Consider the following 14,343-nt stretch of genomic DNA (forward strand, 5'->3'; position numbering starts at 1 on the left):
CATGAGAATCTGGTTGTTGCGCCATGGCCAGGCCCACCCTGAAGCACGCACCGATGCCCAGCGGGAGCTGACGGACTACGGTCGTGACGAAGTGCGCCAGTCCCTCGAGCTCCTGCGTGGCCGTTCGCTGGACGCGATATTCGTAAGCCCCTATGTGCGGGCTCAGCAGACAGCCGCGCTGGTGCGCGATGCCCTGGCGTCGAGCGCCGAACTGCACACGGTTCCCTGGCTGACCCCGGAAAGCGATCCCCGTGACAGCCTGGGCAAGCTTCAGCGCCTCTCGGGCCAGGAGCTTCTGCTGGTTTCCCATCAGCCCTTCATCGGCGCGCTCGGCGGGCTGCTGGTACATGGTCATCGGCAGCAGCCGCTTTCCATGCATACCGCCAGCCTGGCGATGCTCGAAGGTGAAGAGCTGATTGCCGGGCTGATGTCGCTCGAGCTGCTGGCCCATCCCGACCTGCGCTGATACGGCTGCGCAAGGCGTGGGCGCTGTGTCACGATCCTGCTGTGCTCGCCATCGCAGGCGAGCCGGTAGAGTCCACCGCTAATGACAAGGATCGACCATGAGCCTTTGGCGACAGCCCCCAAACCTCGATGAAATCAATGCTGCCCAGCGCAACACCATCGGCGAGTTGCTGGACATTCGCTTCGAGTCCTTCGATGACGAGTCAATCACCGCCAGCATGGTGGTCGATGCGCGTACCCATCAGCCCTACGGCCTGCTGCATGGCGGCGCGTCGGTGGTGCTGGCGGAAAGCCTGGGTTCCACGGCCAGTTACCTGTGCATCGATACGCAACGGTTTTTCTGCGTGGGCCTGGAGGTCAATGCCAACCATTTGCGGGGCCTGCGCTCGGGGCGTGTCACCGCAGTGGCCAAACCGGTGCATCTGGGCCGTACCACCCATGTATGGGATATCCGCCTCAGCGGCGAGGATGGCAAGACCAGTTGCATCTCGCGGCTTACCATGGCCATCGTGCCCCACGGCAGCCCGCCGCCCGAGCGTTAGGCGCTGCTGGCTTTTCGGCCGGTGCTGTGCGCCGAGATCGATAGCCCTGGGGGCGGAATTTGGCCGGAGCGTCGTCCTTCCTGACCGTTACGGTCATTGCCGTGGGCTGGGGGCTGGCTGACAATCCCCGCATTGCCTGCCACCAGCGCGACGACCATGTCCCAGCTCATCTTCTTCGCCCACGCCAACGGCTTCCCATCGGGGACCTACGGCAAGCTGTTCGCCGCGCTCGCACCGGAGTACCGGGTACAGCATCTGGCACAGCACGCGCACGACCCGCGCTTCCCGGTGAATGACAACTGGAGCAATCTGGTCGATGAGCTGTTGCATCATCTGCAGCTTTGCGCCGGGCCGGTGTGGGGTGTGGGCCATTCGCTGGGTGGTGTGCTGCACTACCATGCGGCGTTGCGCAGGCCCGATCTTTACCGCGGTGTGGTGATGCTCGACTCGCCTGTGCTGAGCCGTGCCGATCAGATGGTGATTCACGCTGCCAAACGGTTTGGTTTCATCGACCGTCTGACCCCAGCCAGGCGCACCCTGGGGCGCCGCGAGGCGTTTGCCGATGCCCTGGAGGCGCGCCAATACTTCGCCGAGCGGGCGCTGTTCAGTCGCTTCGATCCCGATTGCCTGGATGCCTATGTCGAGCATGGTCTGCACCTCCACCAGGATGGCATGAGGTTGCGTTTCGAGGCCGCTACCGAAATCAGCATCTACCGCAGTGTCCCGCACACCAGCCCCGGGCTGCCACAGCAGTTGCAGGTGCCGCTGGCGCTGGTCAAGGGCGCCCAGAGCCGTGTGGTACTGGCCCATCATGGCCGCATGGCGCGCCGTGCACCGCTTGGCGAGTTCCTCACGTTGCCTGGCGGCCACATGTTTCCTCTGGAGCACCCGAACGAGACAGCGCAACTGATTCGCGTGCTGTTCGCGCGCTGGCAACAACCTGTAGAGGCCATTCCATGAGCCTCGGGTTCGAAGAGGTGCGGCTCCGGCTGCCGCATATCGAGCTGGCTGCCCAGCTACATGGTCCGGAAGACGGTATCCCGGTAATCGCCCTGCATGGCTGGCTCGACAATGCCGCGAGCTTCGCCCGGCTGGCCCCGAAGCTTTCAGGGCTGCGCATCGTGGCCCTGGATTTCGCGGGTCATGGCCATTCGGACCATCGTCCGCCTGGCGCCGGCTATGCACTCTGGGATTACGTGCACGACGTACTGCTGGTCGCCGAGCAGTTCGGCTGGCAGCGCTTCAGCCTGCTCGGCCATTCGATGGGCGCGATCGTCTCGCTCGTGCTGGCCGCCACTTTCGCCGAGCGTGTGCAGCGTCTGGCATTGATCGATGGCCTGGTTCCGCCGACCACCGAGGCCGATGCTGCGGTGGCCAACCTGGGCGACTCGCTGCGTGCGCAACTGGCCCTGTCGGCCAAGCGCAAGCCGGTTTACCCGAGCCTGGAGCGTGCCGCCCAGGTGCGCCAGCGCGGCGTGGGGCTGGTCAGTTTCGAGGCCGCCGAGCTGCTCGCGCAGCGTGGGCTGATGCCCGTGCCTGGCGGCTACACCTGGCGTACCGACAACCGCCTGACGTTACCGACGCCCTTGCGCCTGACCCGCGCCCATGTACAGGCCTTCGTGGCGGCGCTGCGCTGCCCGACCAGCCTGGTATTGGCCGAGCATGGCCTGCTGGCGCAGCGTGAGGGCCTGCAAGGCTTGCTGGCGGCGACGGCGATCAGCGTCGAGCGGCTGCCAGGAGGGCATCATCTGCATCTGGACGACGAGCGCGGGGCGCAACTCGTAGCAGACTGTTTCAATCCTTTCCTGAACGCGCCTTGACGGCCTGCTGCAACTGGGGAAAGGTGTCGGCATTGCAATGGAGACCCGCATGACCGACATGTATACCGTCGCGCTGGAAGCGCTGCTCCCGTCTGATGCTGTTCACGCTCTGCCACCTGCCTCGCAGACCCTCGACCCGACTGAGCAACGAGGGGCTTCATGCGTCTGAGTTACCTGTTTCCCCTGATGCTGGTCAGCGCCGCTGCCACTGCTGATGTAGCGGGCAGCCGCGATCTCGATGTATTGCCGCGCTTTCCCGGCAGTGAAATCGTCACGTTCAAGGAGCAGGCCGATCAGGAGCGGCTCTATCCGCAAGGCACCATCCGCCGTATCAGCGGGCGCCTGCGTTACGAGCGCGAGGTACTCGTCACCGGGCAGCTCACCGCTATCACCTATGAGCTGCCACGCACCCATAATGCCAATGAAGTGTTTTCCGCCGCGCGCGAAGCGCTGCAGGATAAGGACGCCCACATCCTTTACTGGTGCGAGGGCCGCGAGTGCGGGTCCAGCAGCCTGTGGGCCAACGCGGTGTTCGGCAATTCGACCCTGTACGGTTCCGATGATCAGCAGGCCTATGCTTTGCTGCGCCTGGCCGAACCCAATCAGGACAGCCTCGTAGCGCTGTACAGCATCACCCGTGGCAACCGCCGTGCCTACCTGCATGCCGAGTTGCTGGCAGCCAGCCAGCCATTGGCGAAAGTGCTGCCCACGCCTGCCACTCTGCTGCGTCAGCTGAAAAGCACCGGCGACCTGCGGCTGCCCGGGCAGGAAGAACCTCAGGAAGAATGGACGGAGCTCCTGGCGCGTAGCCTCAATCAGGACAGTACCTTGCGTGTCAGCTTGTCCGGTGCGCATGCCGAAGCCTGGCGAGAAGCGCTGATCGAGCAGCGGGTGAGGGCGGCTCGCCTGGAACTCGGTGAGAGCGACGGCGACGGTTTGCGCATCGACGTGCTACGTTGAACGCGCCCATCAGGGCCTGAGTCTGGTTTTCTGGAAACACTGAAAAATGCCGAATAACGACCGTTTGCTGGTGCAGATCCTGCTACTGGGGTTGCTGGGCGCCAGCCTCTGGGTGCTGGCGCCGTTCTGGTCGGCGCTGTTCTGGGCCGCCGTGCTGTCCTTCGCCAGTTGGCCGGTGATGCGCTGGCTGACGCGCCTGCTCAAGGGGCGACAGTCCGTCGCTGCCGGGCTGCTGACCGGCGTCTGGATCGTGCTGGTCGCGGTGCCTCTGGTCATGCTTGGCGTCAATCTGGCCGATCACATTCGCGATGCCACCGCCGTGATCAAGGGGTTTCAGGTCGAAGGCCTGCCACCCCCGCCGACCTGGTTGCACTCGGTCCCTCTGGTCGGTGCGCGCCTGGTCGGCATCTGGGAAACCCTCGATCAGCAGGGCTCGGCGCTGTTTGCCACGGTGCAGCCTTATCTCGGCCAGGTCGGCAACTTCCTGCTGGTGCGCAGTGCCAAGATCGGTGGAGGCATTCTCGAGCTGGCGCTGAGCCTGATTCTGGTGTTCTTCTTCTATCGAGATGGCCCTCGGCTGGCGGCGTTCGTCGAAAGCCTGCTCGAGCGGCTGATCGGCGACCGCGCCGAGCATTACCTCGAGCTGGTGGCCGGAACCGTGCAGCGGGTGGTGAACGGCGTGCTGGGCACTGCGGTCGCGCAGGCGATTCTCGCCTACATCGGCTTCATGATCGCTGGCATTCCAGGCGCCCTGTTGCTGGGCCTGCTCACCTTCGCCTGCAGCCTGATCATGGTGCCGCCACTGATCTGGGGGCCGGCGGTGGCCTGGCTGGTCTGGCAAGGCGAGATCGGCATGGCGATCTTCCTCGGTATCTGGGGCTTCTTCATCATCAGCGGCGTGGACAACATCCTCAAACCGTACCTCATCAGCCGCGGCGGCAACCTGCCGCTGGTGGTGGTGCTGCTCGGCGTGTTCGGCGGCATTCTGGCGTTCGGCTTCATGGGCCTGTTCCTCGGGCCGACCCTGCTGGCGGTTGCCTACAGCCTGCTCAGCGACTGGGTCGCACACAAGGCACCAGCCGGGCTCCCTCCGCGCGAAGAGCGTACGCCTCCAGGCTGAATGGCGGCGCCCTTCAGTGGTCGCCGCGTTCGTATTTGTCGAGTGTGTCCCTGGCAATCTGCCGACCCAGCATGATCAGCTCCGGCGCCTTGTAGAACTCGAAGAAACGACACACCCGCTTGGGCACGTTGATCAGGATGTCCGGCGGATAGCCGGCGATCTTGTACTGCGACAGCGATGTCTGCATGACCTCGAAGCTCTGGTTGATCAGCTCCAGCAGCGACGCCGGCCCGACCATGTTGGCGACCCGCGAGCCACTTGCCGATTTCGGTGCGGCGCCACTCTGTGGTGCTGCCGCGGGCTGCTGGGCGTGAGGATCGACCGGGTCCTGCAGCCACAGATCGGGCTGCAGCGGAGTCGTTGGTTGAACACGGTTTTCCAGCAGCAGAAGCTGGTCGTCCTCGCCACCCTTGCGGCGCAACGACGGCAGCCGTGAACCCAGTGATGCCATCAGTTGATCGAAGCGGCCTTTGAGCGCCGGCGTGCGTTCGATCACCGGCAACTGATAGTGCTGCTGTTGTGCCGAATTGAGGTTGACGGCGATGATCAGATCGCAATGGCTGGACACCACCGGCACGATTGGCAAGGGGTTGAGCAGGCCACCATCGACCAGCATGCGCTTGCCCTGAATGACGGGTGTGAACAGGCTGGGAATCGCCGCCGAGGCGCGCATCGCCTGATGCAGGCAACCTTCCTGGAACCAGATTTCCTGCTGGTTGGTAAGGTCGGTGGCCACGGCCGTGAAAGGGATGTTCAGCGCTTCGATATTGATTTCGCCGACGATGTCGCGAATCCGCCCGAAGACCTTTTCGCCACGAATGGCGCCCAGACGAAAGCTCACGTCGAGCAGACGTAGCACATCCAGGTAATCGAGGCTCTGTGTCCAGTCGCTGTAATCCTTCAGCTTGCCGGCCGCATAGATGCCGCCGACCACGGCGCCCATGGAGCAGCCAGCGACGCAGCCTATCTCGTAGCCGCGTGCTTCCAGTTCCTCGATCACGCCAATATGCGCGTAACCCCGTGCACCGCCGGAGCCCAATACCAGGGCCACTTTCTTGCTCATCCTGCTCCCCCTGAAGGTCCACTCTGGTTACTGCCAATCATGTGCCATGGCAGTGCCTGTGATAGTGGCACTTTTTCTTCGGCGCGCCGTCATAATCAGCACCGGCAACATGATTGCCGGACAACCTCTGGAGTATGCGACATGAAAGCCTGGATTCTCTTACCGATTGCGCTGTTGGCGGGCTGCTCAGCGACCACCTCCTACCGCGACAGCTGTGCGACCCAGCTGGATGCCGCGTGGCAGGAACTCGACCTGGCCAAGGCCGAAGGCTTTGCCGGAACCGTCAGTTACTCCAAGGCGGCATCGCTGATGACAGCGGCGAAAACTCAGCAACAGTTCGAAGCTTTCCGCGGCTGCACCAACAAGTCGGAGAAAGCTCGGTTCTATATCCGTGAGTCTCGGGCGGGCCGCTGACGCCTGACTGGAGTAAGCTGGCAGCCACTCGACTCGCTGGAGAATGGGATGTTGCTCGACTTCGCCAATCTGACCCCGCTGGACCGTTACCGCTGGCTCGCTGCAACCGTCACGCCCAGGCCAATCGCCTGGGTGTCGAGTCTCTCAGGGGAGGGCGTCGCCAACCTGGCGCCCTTCAGTTTTTTCCAGGTAATAAGCGATGAGCCGGCGACCCTGATGGTCAACGTCGGCACCCGTGATGACGGCGCCCTCAAGGACACCCTGCGCAACGCTCAGGAAACCGGTGAGCTGGTGATCCATCTGGTGTCGTTCGCGCAGGTCGAGGCGATGAATGCCAGCGCCGCGATCCTGCCGCGCAGCAGCAGCGAATTCGAACATTGCGCGATCGCATCGATTCCCAGCACTCGGGTCGCTCCGCCCCGCGTGGCTGGAGCAGCCGTGGCATTCGAATGCCGGGTGGCGGAAATCATCGGCTACCCGCAGCAGCACCCCAATCATCACCTGATCTTCGCCGAGGTGCTGCTCGCCCATGTGGACGATGGCGTGCTCAACGAAAAAGGCCGTATCGACCCGCATCGTCTCGATCTGGTCGGGCGCCTGGGCGGTACCGCTTACAGCAGAACCCGCGACACCTTCGATTTGCAACGACCGAGCTGAGTTCTACCAGTAGAGTTCGATGCGTGAGCGTGGCGAGCGCTCGTCCAGCCGTGTGACGGTCTGTGCCAGCGCTTCGCGATCGATGCGCGTGTCGGCATTCTGGTAGCGAATGCGGTAACCGTCCCGGCAATCGTGGTTGGTCAGCAGCAGCCCCTGGCTCTCGGCAAGGCTGTCGACCTGACAGGCGCTGTGCACAGCCAGGCGGATGCCCACCTCACCGCCAGCCATCTCGGCGAAAGCCTGGCCGCTGGTCAGCAGAGCGCCCAGCAGCAGGATCGAGGGGTAGAGGTTGTTGCGCGAGGTACTGGGCATGGTCGGTGTCCTGCCGACGCTCTGTCGGCTCAGTAGGCGAACCGATTCTAGCAATGGATTCTGGATGCTGGCGAGGTGCTATTGCGGCCGTCCGTCGCTCGCCCTTGCCATCTTCGCTCCGAGATCCGCTCACACGAAGACGCTTCGGCAACCCATGGCGCCGCTCGATCTTGGGCCTGGTGCACAGTTTTGTCAGCAAAGGTTACCTATTCGTCAGCAAAGGTTACGTAGCGCTTTGCCCGATGCCACGGGGCCAGTAGCATCGAGCCACTTGCATGAGGAGTGGACGATGCACACGAAACTGGATGCCTGCCTTGATACCGTCAACCAGGTGCTGCTCGGCAAGGAGGCGCAGGTGCGCCTGGCACTGACCTGCCTCTTGGCACGGGGTCACCTGTTGATCGAAGATCTGCCCGGCATGGGCAAGACCACCCTCAGCCACGCCCTCGCCAAGGTCCTGGGCCTGAGTTTTCAGCGCGTTCAGTTCACGTCCGATCTGCTGCCCGGCGATATCCTCGGAACGTCGGTATTCGACAAGGATACCGGGCAGTTTCTGTTCCATCCCGGGCCCATCTTCGCTGAGCTGGTCCTGGCTGACGAAATCAACCGGGCCACACCCAAGAGCCAGAGCGCCCTGCTCGAGGCCATGGAGGAAGGGCAGGTGACCATCGAGGGCGCCACGCGGCCATTGCCGGATCCGTTCTTCGTGATCGCCACGCAGAACCCGATCAGCCAGAGCGGCACTTTCGCTTTGCCGGAATCGCAACTGGATCGCTTCCTGATGCGCCTGTCGCTCGGTTATCCGGCCCGGGCGGCGGAGAAGGCGTTGCTACTGGGCGAGTCACGTCGTTCGGTGCTGCCGACCCTGGATGCGGTGCTCAACCACGCCGAGCTGGCGAAGTTGCAGGCCGAGGTGCCCAAGGTGCGGGTCAGCGATGCACTGGTCGATTATGTGCTGCGCCTGGTCGAGGCCACGCGCACCCAGCCGCAGTTCGCCTGGGGGCTGTCACCGCGTGGCAGCCTGGCGCTGCTGGCGGCGGCGCGTGCGTGGGCGCTGCTGGCTCAGCGAGATTATGTGATACCCGAGGATGTACAGGCCGTGCTGCCGTCGGTTGCCGGTCACCGGCTGCGCGACCAGGCCGACCCCGCCGGGCATGGTGGCGGGGCATTGGTGCAGTGGCTGCTGCGCGAGGTGCCTGCACTTTGACGAGTGCCCTGAAGCAGCGCTGGAGTCGCTGGCTGGACAAGCGCATTCCGGCGGCCGCTAGCATTCAGCTCAGTCAGCGGCGGATCTTCATCCTGCCAACGCGAGTCGGCGTGGCGTTTCTGTTTGCGCTGCTGGTGATGTTGCTGGCGGCAATCAACTACCAGAGCAGTCTGGCCTATGCGCTGACCTTCCTGTTGGGCTCGGTGTTCGTGGTGACCATCCTGCATACCTACCGCAACCTGGCCGGGCTGGTGCTGCATGGCGGTGGTGCCGGTGCCGTGTTCGCCGGCGAGCAGGCACGTCTGCGGGTACGCCTGGAAAGCCGCGGGCGGGTTCATGAAGCCGTGGCACTGGGCTGGCCGCCTGCCGATACGCTGCAGCAGGACGTCGCTGCCGGCGGCGCTACCGAGTGTGAACTGAGCCTGCCGACCCAGCGTCGTGGCTGGCTGCACCCCGGCAGGCTGAGGGTAGAGAGCCGTTTTCCTCTGGGCATGCTGGTGGCATGGAGCCTGATCGACCTGGATCAGGCGGTGCTGGTCTATCCGCGGCCACTGGAAGGCGAGTTGCCGCTGGCTGCCGGTGGCAGTGAGGACGATCAGGAGCAGGGGCATCTGAGCATGGGGCAGGGGAGCGATGACTTCCAGGGGCTGCGAACCTATCAGCCAGGCGACTCACGCAAGCGTCTGCACTGGAAAGCTTATTCGCGTGGCCAGGGCCTGCTGGTCAAGGACTTCGCCGCCCAGAGCGGTCGCGACCTGCTGCTGGATTTCGACGTGCTGAGCGGTGACCTGGAAAGCCGGCTATCGCTGCTCTGCCACTGGGTGCTGGTGCTCTCCGAACGGCAGCAGCCATTTGCCCTGCATCTGCCTGGCAGCCTGTTCGCAGCGGATATCGGCGAGCGCCACCGTGAGCAGTGCCTGCGTGCCCTGGCGTTGCACGGAGCTCGCGCATGAGCGCCATTCAGGGTATTCCACGGATCAGCCTGACCTGGCTGCTGGTGGCGCAGGCGCTGGTGATCGTGCCGCATCTGGGGCACCTGCCGCTGTGGGTGATCGGCCTGTGGCTGGGCTGCGCCTTCTGGCGGGTACAGATTTTCCGCATGCGTGCCGGTTATCCCACGCGTGTGCTGCGTATCGGTCTGATCGTTCTGGCCGGGTTAGGGGTATTCCTTTCTCGCGGAACGCTTGTCGGGCTGGATGGCGGCGTGGTGCTGCTGATCGCCGCCTTCATCCTCAAATTGCTGGAGATGCGTACCCGCCGTGATGCGCTGGTGCTGATCTTCCTCGGCTTCTTCGTGGTGGTGACCGCGTACCTGTTCGATGACAGCATCCTCGTCGCCCTATTCAGCCTGTTGCCGGTCTGTGCCCTGCTGGCGGCGCTGATCGGTCTGCAGCAGAGCGGTACGGCGACCCGCCCCTGGCGCACGCTTCGGTTGTCCGCCAGCCTGCTGCTGCAAGCGCTGCCGCTGATGCTGTTGCTGTTCCTGTTCTTCCCGCGCCTGGGGCCGCTCTGGTCGCTGCCTGTACCCAATGAACGGGGCGCTGTCACCGGCCTTGCCGACAGCATGGCTCCCGGAGACATCGCCGAGCTGACCCGTTCTGGCGAGCTGGCCTTTCGCGCCAGTTTCGAGGGCGAGGTGCCGCCGCGCAGCGAGCTGTACTGGCGGGCGCTGACCCTCGATCATTTCGATGGGCGGCGCTGGTCGCAATCACCGGTCGCGCAGTTCTCGCCACCGCCGCAATGGCAGCCGCGTGGTGAACCGTTGCGCTACAGCATCGTCATGCAGCCCACCACGCGGCCCTGGCTGTTCGCCCTCGACGTCGCCCAGACCGACTTGCAAGGCACCCGGCAGATGGGCGATTTCCGTCTGCAGCGCAACCGGCCGGTGGACCGTGCGCTGCTCTATGACGTCAGTTCCTGGCCCCAGGCGATTCGCGAACCGCAGGAGCGCCGCAATGGCATGCAGACCTGGCTACGCCTGCCTCAGCAGGGGGACGCACGCAGCCGCGCGTGGGCGCAGGAACTGCGTCAGCAGCACCCACAAGACGAGCAACTGGTCGCCGCGCTGCTCGGCCACTTCAACCGCCAGCCTTACGTCTACACCCTGACACCGACGCCGCTGGGCGCCGACTCCATCGATGAGTTCCTGTTCGATACGCGCAGTGGCTTCTGCGCCCACTATGCGGGTGCCATGACGTTCGTGCTGCGTGCGGCGGGGATTCCCAGCCGGGTTGTCGCCGGCTATCAGGGGGGGGAGCTGAGCGGCAACGGTCGTTATGTTCAGGTACGCCAGTTCGATGCCCATGCCTGGGTCGAATACTGGCAAGCGGGGAAGGGCTGGACAAGCGTGGACCCTACCTTCCAGGTTGCCCCCGAGCGCATCGAGCAAGGTCTGGAGCAGGCCCTGGCAGGTGAGCAGAGCTTCCTCGCCGACTCGCCTTTCTCGCCCTTGCGCTATCGCAACCTGACCTGGCTGAACGAGCTCCGCCTGGCCTGGGATGACCTCAATTACGGCTGGCAGCGCTGGGTTCTCGGTTATCAGGGCGCTCAGCAGTTCGAATTGCTGCAGCGCTGGTTCGGTCAGGTCGACAGCGGTCGCCTGATACTCGCATTGGTGGGGGGCGGCGGCTTGCTGCTGGGGCTGTTGTCGTTATGGCTGTTCAAGCCCTGGCGCGTCGAGCGGGACTCCCTGCTACGGGTGTTCGTGCGCTTCGAACGCCTGCTGGCGCAGCATGGCGTGCGGCGAGATACCGGCGAGGGCCCTCGGGCGTTCGCTGCCCGTGCCGCTCAGGCACTGCCCGGGCAGGCCGAGGCCATCGCTGCGTTCGTACGGGCCTATGAGGCGCAGCGTTATGCAGGGCAGAACGTATCCCCCCGAGCACTACTCCAACAGCTGAATGCGCTTCGCCGTCAGCTACCGTGGCGTTGGAGTCGACCCCATTGACCGGTTTCAGGAGTACCCGCGATGAGTGGTTTCGTCAGCAATTTGCGCAGTGAAGTGCTGCGTTTGCAGGTAGCGCTCTACGCCTGCCGCGAGCGTCTGCAGGCACAGACCGATGGTGAGGCGCTGCATGATCTGCGGGTGTGCCTGCGCAGACTGCGCAGCCTGCTCAAGCCCCTCAAGGGGGCTGCCGGCAGCGACCCGTTGCAGCAGCGTGCGGCCGAGATCGGGCGTCTGAGTGGTCCGCTGCGCGACCTCGAGGTGTTGATCGACACCTTGAGGCAGCATGGCGAGCATGTTGCTGCCGACCGGCGTGTGGCCGAGCGGGCCAGAGGCGACGCGATGTTGCTCGCCAGCCGTTCGCTGCCGGCGCTGTTTCGGGCGCTGGACGAATGGCCCCAGGAGCTGGCCCGACAGCAGGCCAGCGGTGAGCTCGATGACCTGCACAAGAAGGTTCGCCGCTACCTGCGCAAGCAGCGTGCCCGCCTGGTCGAGGCGTTGGCTGATGCCGAGCATGACCGCCATCGAGTCCGTCTGCTGATCAAGCGGGTGCGCTACACGACGGAGGCGTATCCGCAACTGTCGCCGCTATCCGCAGCCCAGGTTCGCCTGCTCAAGAAGGGGCAGGCGGTACTTGGCGACTGGCACGACCACCTGCAGTGGCTGGCGAGGGCCGAAACGGAGACGGACCTGCAGGTCTTCGAACAGCCATGGCGCCGCTCGATGCAGGAGGCCGAACGGGCCTCGGAAGTGATTCAGGCGCGTTTGCTCGCGGCGCTGGAGTAGGCACGCCGCTATTTCCTTACAAATGACCGAACTGGCGCCTGCCGCCGCCTCGCCGCCGGGCAGCGAGTCTCTTACTATCGTGGTGACGTCCATGGGAGGTGAGCATGAATTTCTCTGCATTGCTGGAACAGGTACGGCGCACGCCCGAGTCGCTGTCGATTCCCGCTGACTGGGGCCAGGGGCGCGCCAGTTTCGGGGGCTTGGTGGCGGCATTGGTGTACGACGTGATGCGCAACAAGGTGGCGGCGGATCGGCCACCCCGTTCGCTGGCGATTACCTTCGTCGCGCCGGTCGCGCCTGATACCGCGACCTGTTTCGAGGCCGAGGTGCTGCGCGAGGGCAAGGCCGTCAGCCAGGTGTTGGGGCGCGCGCTACAGAACGGTGAGGTCGTGGCTCTGGTGCAAGGCAGCTTTGGCGCGCCTCGTCCTTCTTCGGTCAGCGTCGAGGCGCAGCCAGCGCCTGTGCTGGAGGCCGTGGAAGGTAGCCAGGAGCTGCCTTACATCCCCCAGGTCACCCCGGAATTCACCCGCCATCTGGCAATGCGTTGGGGGCTGGGTGGCTTGCCATTCAGTGGCAGTCAGTCGCGGGAGATGGGTGGCTGGGTACGCTTCCGTGATCAGGAGCGTGTCGAAACCCTTGGTGAAGCGCATCTGCTGGGACTGGTCGATGCCTGGCCACCGGCTGTGCTTTCTCTGCTCAAGGGGCCTGCGCCAGGTAGTTCGCTGACCTGGACCATCGAGTTCATCCAGCCGCTGGTCTCGGTGACCTCGGATCAGTGGTGCCTGTATCGTGCGCAAATCGAACACGCCCGTGATGGCTATGGACACGTCGCTGCGGCACTCTGGACCGCCAGCGGTGAACTGCTGGCGATCAGTCGTCAGACGGTTACCGTGTTCGGCTGAGCCGCGGCAGCAGGCAACAGCGCCTGCCGTGCCAGGGCATAGGCTGCAATCGCTCCCAGCCCCGACAAGACCAGCGCCAGGGGGCCTGACCCACTGCCGGCAAGAGCGAGCGACACCAGCAGCAGTGGCAGGGCGATGGCCAGCGATGGCATGTCGATCGATTCGGTGCTGGCCGAGTGGGCGAGGGTAGCGTTTTGCGTGCTCATGAAAGGTCTCCTGCATCAGATGGAGCCAGTCTATGGGGCAGCCGGCCCGGCAGCGAATTGATCCCTCCTATGTGGCAGATAGCTTTTGTACTATCTGCCCAAACCTCGCTAGCGCCTCACGGCCACCAGGCAGCATGCCCTAGGGCTTGAGTTGGCGGATGGCACGCGATAGCTCGCCCGCCAGTTCTGCCAGTTCACTGCTGGTCGTGGCCGACTCCTGGGTCTGCTCGACGGTTTGTTCGGTGACGTCGCGAATGCCGATCACCGAGCGGGTCATCTCCTCGGCCACCTGACTCTGCTGCTCGGCGGCCACGGCAATCTGCGTATTGCTTTCACGCATCTGCGCCACTGCACTGGTAATCGCAGCCAGCGCCTCGCCGGCTTCATGGGCGGCCTGTACGCAATCGTCGGCTTTCAGCGTACTTTCCTGCATGAATTCCACGGCATCCCGGGTGCCTGCCTGCAGGGTGCCGATCATGCTGGTGATCTCGTCGGTGGAGTCCTGCACGCGCTTGGCCAGGTTGCGTACTTCGTCGGCCACCACGGCAAAGCCACGGCCCATCTCGCCAGCGCGGGCCGCTTCGATGGCCGCGTTGAGTGCCAGCAGGTTAGTCTGTTCGGCGATGCCATGAATGACGTTCACCACACTGCTGATCTTCTGGCTGTCGCCCGCGACCTGCTGAATCATCGTGGCCGTCTGCTGGACACCGCTGGATAGCCCGGTGATGGAGTGTACGACGCGACTGACCACGGCCTGGCCGGCGCCCGCGAGCTGGTCGGCGGTCTGGGACTGGTCGCGCGTGGTCGCCGCATGCTCGGCGATGTGGTGCACGGTGGTCGACATCTCGTTGATGGCCGTTGCGGCCTGGTCGGTTTCGCTCTGTTGACCGAGCATGCCCTGGCGCACGTCTTTCATGCTCCGTGCCAGGCGCGCAGTGCCGTCATCCA

General features: G+C 64.5%; 16 protein-coding genes and 1 pseudogene. 13 read left to right on the forward strand and 4 right to left on the reverse strand.

Annotated elements, in window-relative coordinates:
- Nucleotide 1 precedes the first annotated feature (1 nt).
- The 6 genes from sixA to QRN22_RS16290 all read left to right on the forward strand — a co-directional run bounded on the left by sixA (nt 2) and on the right by QRN22_RS16290 (nt 4,907).
- Complete coding sequence (gene sixA / locus QRN22_RS16265) at nt 2–466, forward strand: phosphohistidine phosphatase SixA (protein ID WP_042553801.1); 465 nt, start codon at nt 2–4, stop codon at nt 464–466.
- 97 nt (nt 467–563) lie between these two features.
- Nucleotides 564–1,007 carry a hotdog fold thioesterase gene (locus tag QRN22_RS16270; protein WP_042553800.1) on the forward strand — a complete coding sequence of 148 codons (444 nt, stop codon included), beginning with the start codon at nt 564–566 and terminating at the stop codon, nt 1,005–1,007.
- A 156-nt stretch (nt 1,008–1,163) separates the two neighbouring features.
- Nucleotides 1,164–1,967, forward strand: a complete 804-nt coding sequence (locus QRN22_RS16275; RefSeq protein WP_042553799.1) for an alpha/beta fold hydrolase — start codon at nt 1,164–1,166, stop codon at nt 1,965–1,967.
- A complete protein-coding gene (locus QRN22_RS16280) occupies nt 1,964–2,827 on the forward strand; it encodes an alpha/beta hydrolase (RefSeq protein ID WP_042553798.1) in 864 nt (287 codons plus the stop codon). The genes QRN22_RS16275 and QRN22_RS16280 overlap by 4 nt, the downstream gene beginning before the upstream one ends.
- 159 nt (nt 2,828–2,986) lie before the next feature.
- Complete coding sequence (locus QRN22_RS16285; protein ID WP_042553797.1) at nt 2,987–3,787, forward strand: DUF4892 domain-containing protein; 801 nt, start codon at nt 2,987–2,989, stop codon at nt 3,785–3,787.
- Between the two features lie 46 nt (nt 3,788–3,833).
- Nucleotides 3,834–4,907, forward strand: a complete 1,074-nt coding sequence (locus tag QRN22_RS16290; RefSeq protein ID WP_042553796.1) for an AI-2E family transporter — start codon at nt 3,834–3,836, stop codon at nt 4,905–4,907.
- Between the two features lie 13 nt (nt 4,908–4,920).
- Here the strand turns inward: QRN22_RS16290 and QRN22_RS16295 are convergent, their stop codons facing one another.
- Nucleotides 4,921–5,970: a patatin-like phospholipase family protein gene (locus tag QRN22_RS16295; RefSeq protein ID WP_042553795.1), complete on the reverse strand. Its 1,050-nt coding sequence runs from the start codon at nt 5,968–5,970 to the stop codon at nt 4,921–4,923.
- A gap of 141 nt (nt 5,971–6,111) precedes the next feature.
- Between QRN22_RS16295 and QRN22_RS16300 the strand changes: the two genes are divergently transcribed.
- Together QRN22_RS16300 and QRN22_RS16305 are read left to right on the forward strand one after the other, a co-directional pair.
- Entirely contained in the window at nt 6,112–6,384 is a 273-nt protein-coding gene (locus QRN22_RS16300; RefSeq protein ID WP_042553794.1) for a hypothetical protein, read from the forward strand.
- Nucleotides 6,385–6,432: 48 nt separating this feature from the next.
- Nucleotides 6,433–7,041, forward strand: coding sequence for a flavin reductase family protein (locus QRN22_RS16305; RefSeq protein ID WP_042553793.1), 609 nt, complete (start codon nt 6,433–6,435; stop codon nt 7,039–7,041).
- A 3-nt stretch (nt 7,042–7,044) separates the two neighbouring features.
- Here the strand turns inward: QRN22_RS16305 and QRN22_RS16310 are convergent, their stop codons facing one another.
- A complete protein-coding gene (locus QRN22_RS16310; protein WP_042553792.1) occupies nt 7,045–7,353 on the reverse strand; it encodes a hypothetical protein in 309 nt (102 codons plus the stop codon).
- Between the two features lie 289 nt (nt 7,354–7,642).
- On the opposite strand from QRN22_RS16310, the gene QRN22_RS16315 reads away from it, so the two are divergent.
- The 5 genes from QRN22_RS16315 (at nt 7,643) to QRN22_RS16335 (ending at nt 13,189) form a co-directional block, all read left to right on the forward strand.
- A complete protein-coding gene (locus QRN22_RS16315; protein WP_042553791.1) occupies nt 7,643–8,560 on the forward strand; it encodes an AAA family ATPase in 918 nt (305 codons plus the stop codon).
- On the forward strand, nt 8,557–9,513 hold the full coding sequence (locus QRN22_RS16320; protein ID WP_042553790.1) for a DUF58 domain-containing protein: 957 nt from the start codon (nt 8,557–8,559) through the stop codon (nt 9,511–9,513). The genes QRN22_RS16315 and QRN22_RS16320 overlap by 4 nt, the downstream gene beginning before the upstream one ends.
- Entirely contained in the window at nt 9,510–11,504 is a 1,995-nt protein-coding gene (locus tag QRN22_RS16325) for a transglutaminase TgpA family protein (protein WP_042553789.1), read from the forward strand. The genes QRN22_RS16320 and QRN22_RS16325 overlap by 4 nt, the downstream gene beginning before the upstream one ends.
- A 21-nt stretch (nt 11,505–11,525) precedes the next feature.
- The gene (locus QRN22_RS16330; protein ID WP_042553788.1) at nt 11,526–12,287 is read left to right on the forward strand and encodes a CHAD domain-containing protein; all 762 of its coding nucleotides are present in this window, start codon (nt 11,526–11,528) and stop codon (nt 12,285–12,287) included.
- A gap of 104 nt (nt 12,288–12,391) precedes the next feature.
- Nucleotides 12,392–13,189: an acyl-CoA thioesterase gene (locus QRN22_RS16335; RefSeq protein WP_042553787.1), complete on the forward strand. Its 798-nt coding sequence runs from the start codon at nt 12,392–12,394 to the stop codon at nt 13,187–13,189.
- Here QRN22_RS16335 and QRN22_RS16340 read toward each other — a convergent pair.
- Together QRN22_RS16340 and QRN22_RS26675 are read right to left on the reverse strand one after the other, a co-directional pair.
- The gene (locus QRN22_RS16340; RefSeq protein WP_042553786.1) at nt 13,165–13,395 is read right to left on the reverse strand and encodes a hypothetical protein; all 231 of its coding nucleotides are present in this window, start codon (nt 13,393–13,395) and stop codon (nt 13,165–13,167) included. The two genes, QRN22_RS16335 and QRN22_RS16340, sit on opposite strands and share 25 nt — an antisense overlap.
- 139 nt (nt 13,396–13,534) lie before the next feature.
- Nucleotides 13,535–14,041: pseudogene (locus QRN22_RS26675) on the reverse strand (methyl-accepting chemotaxis protein); the annotation flags it as partial.
- Nucleotides 14,042–14,343 lie beyond the last annotated feature (302 nt).

This window comes from Pseudomonas sp. MEJ086, assembly GCF_030209025.1.
GTDB classification, from domain to species: Bacteria; Pseudomonadota; Gammaproteobacteria; order Pseudomonadales; family Pseudomonadaceae; genus Aquipseudomonas; species Aquipseudomonas fulva_A.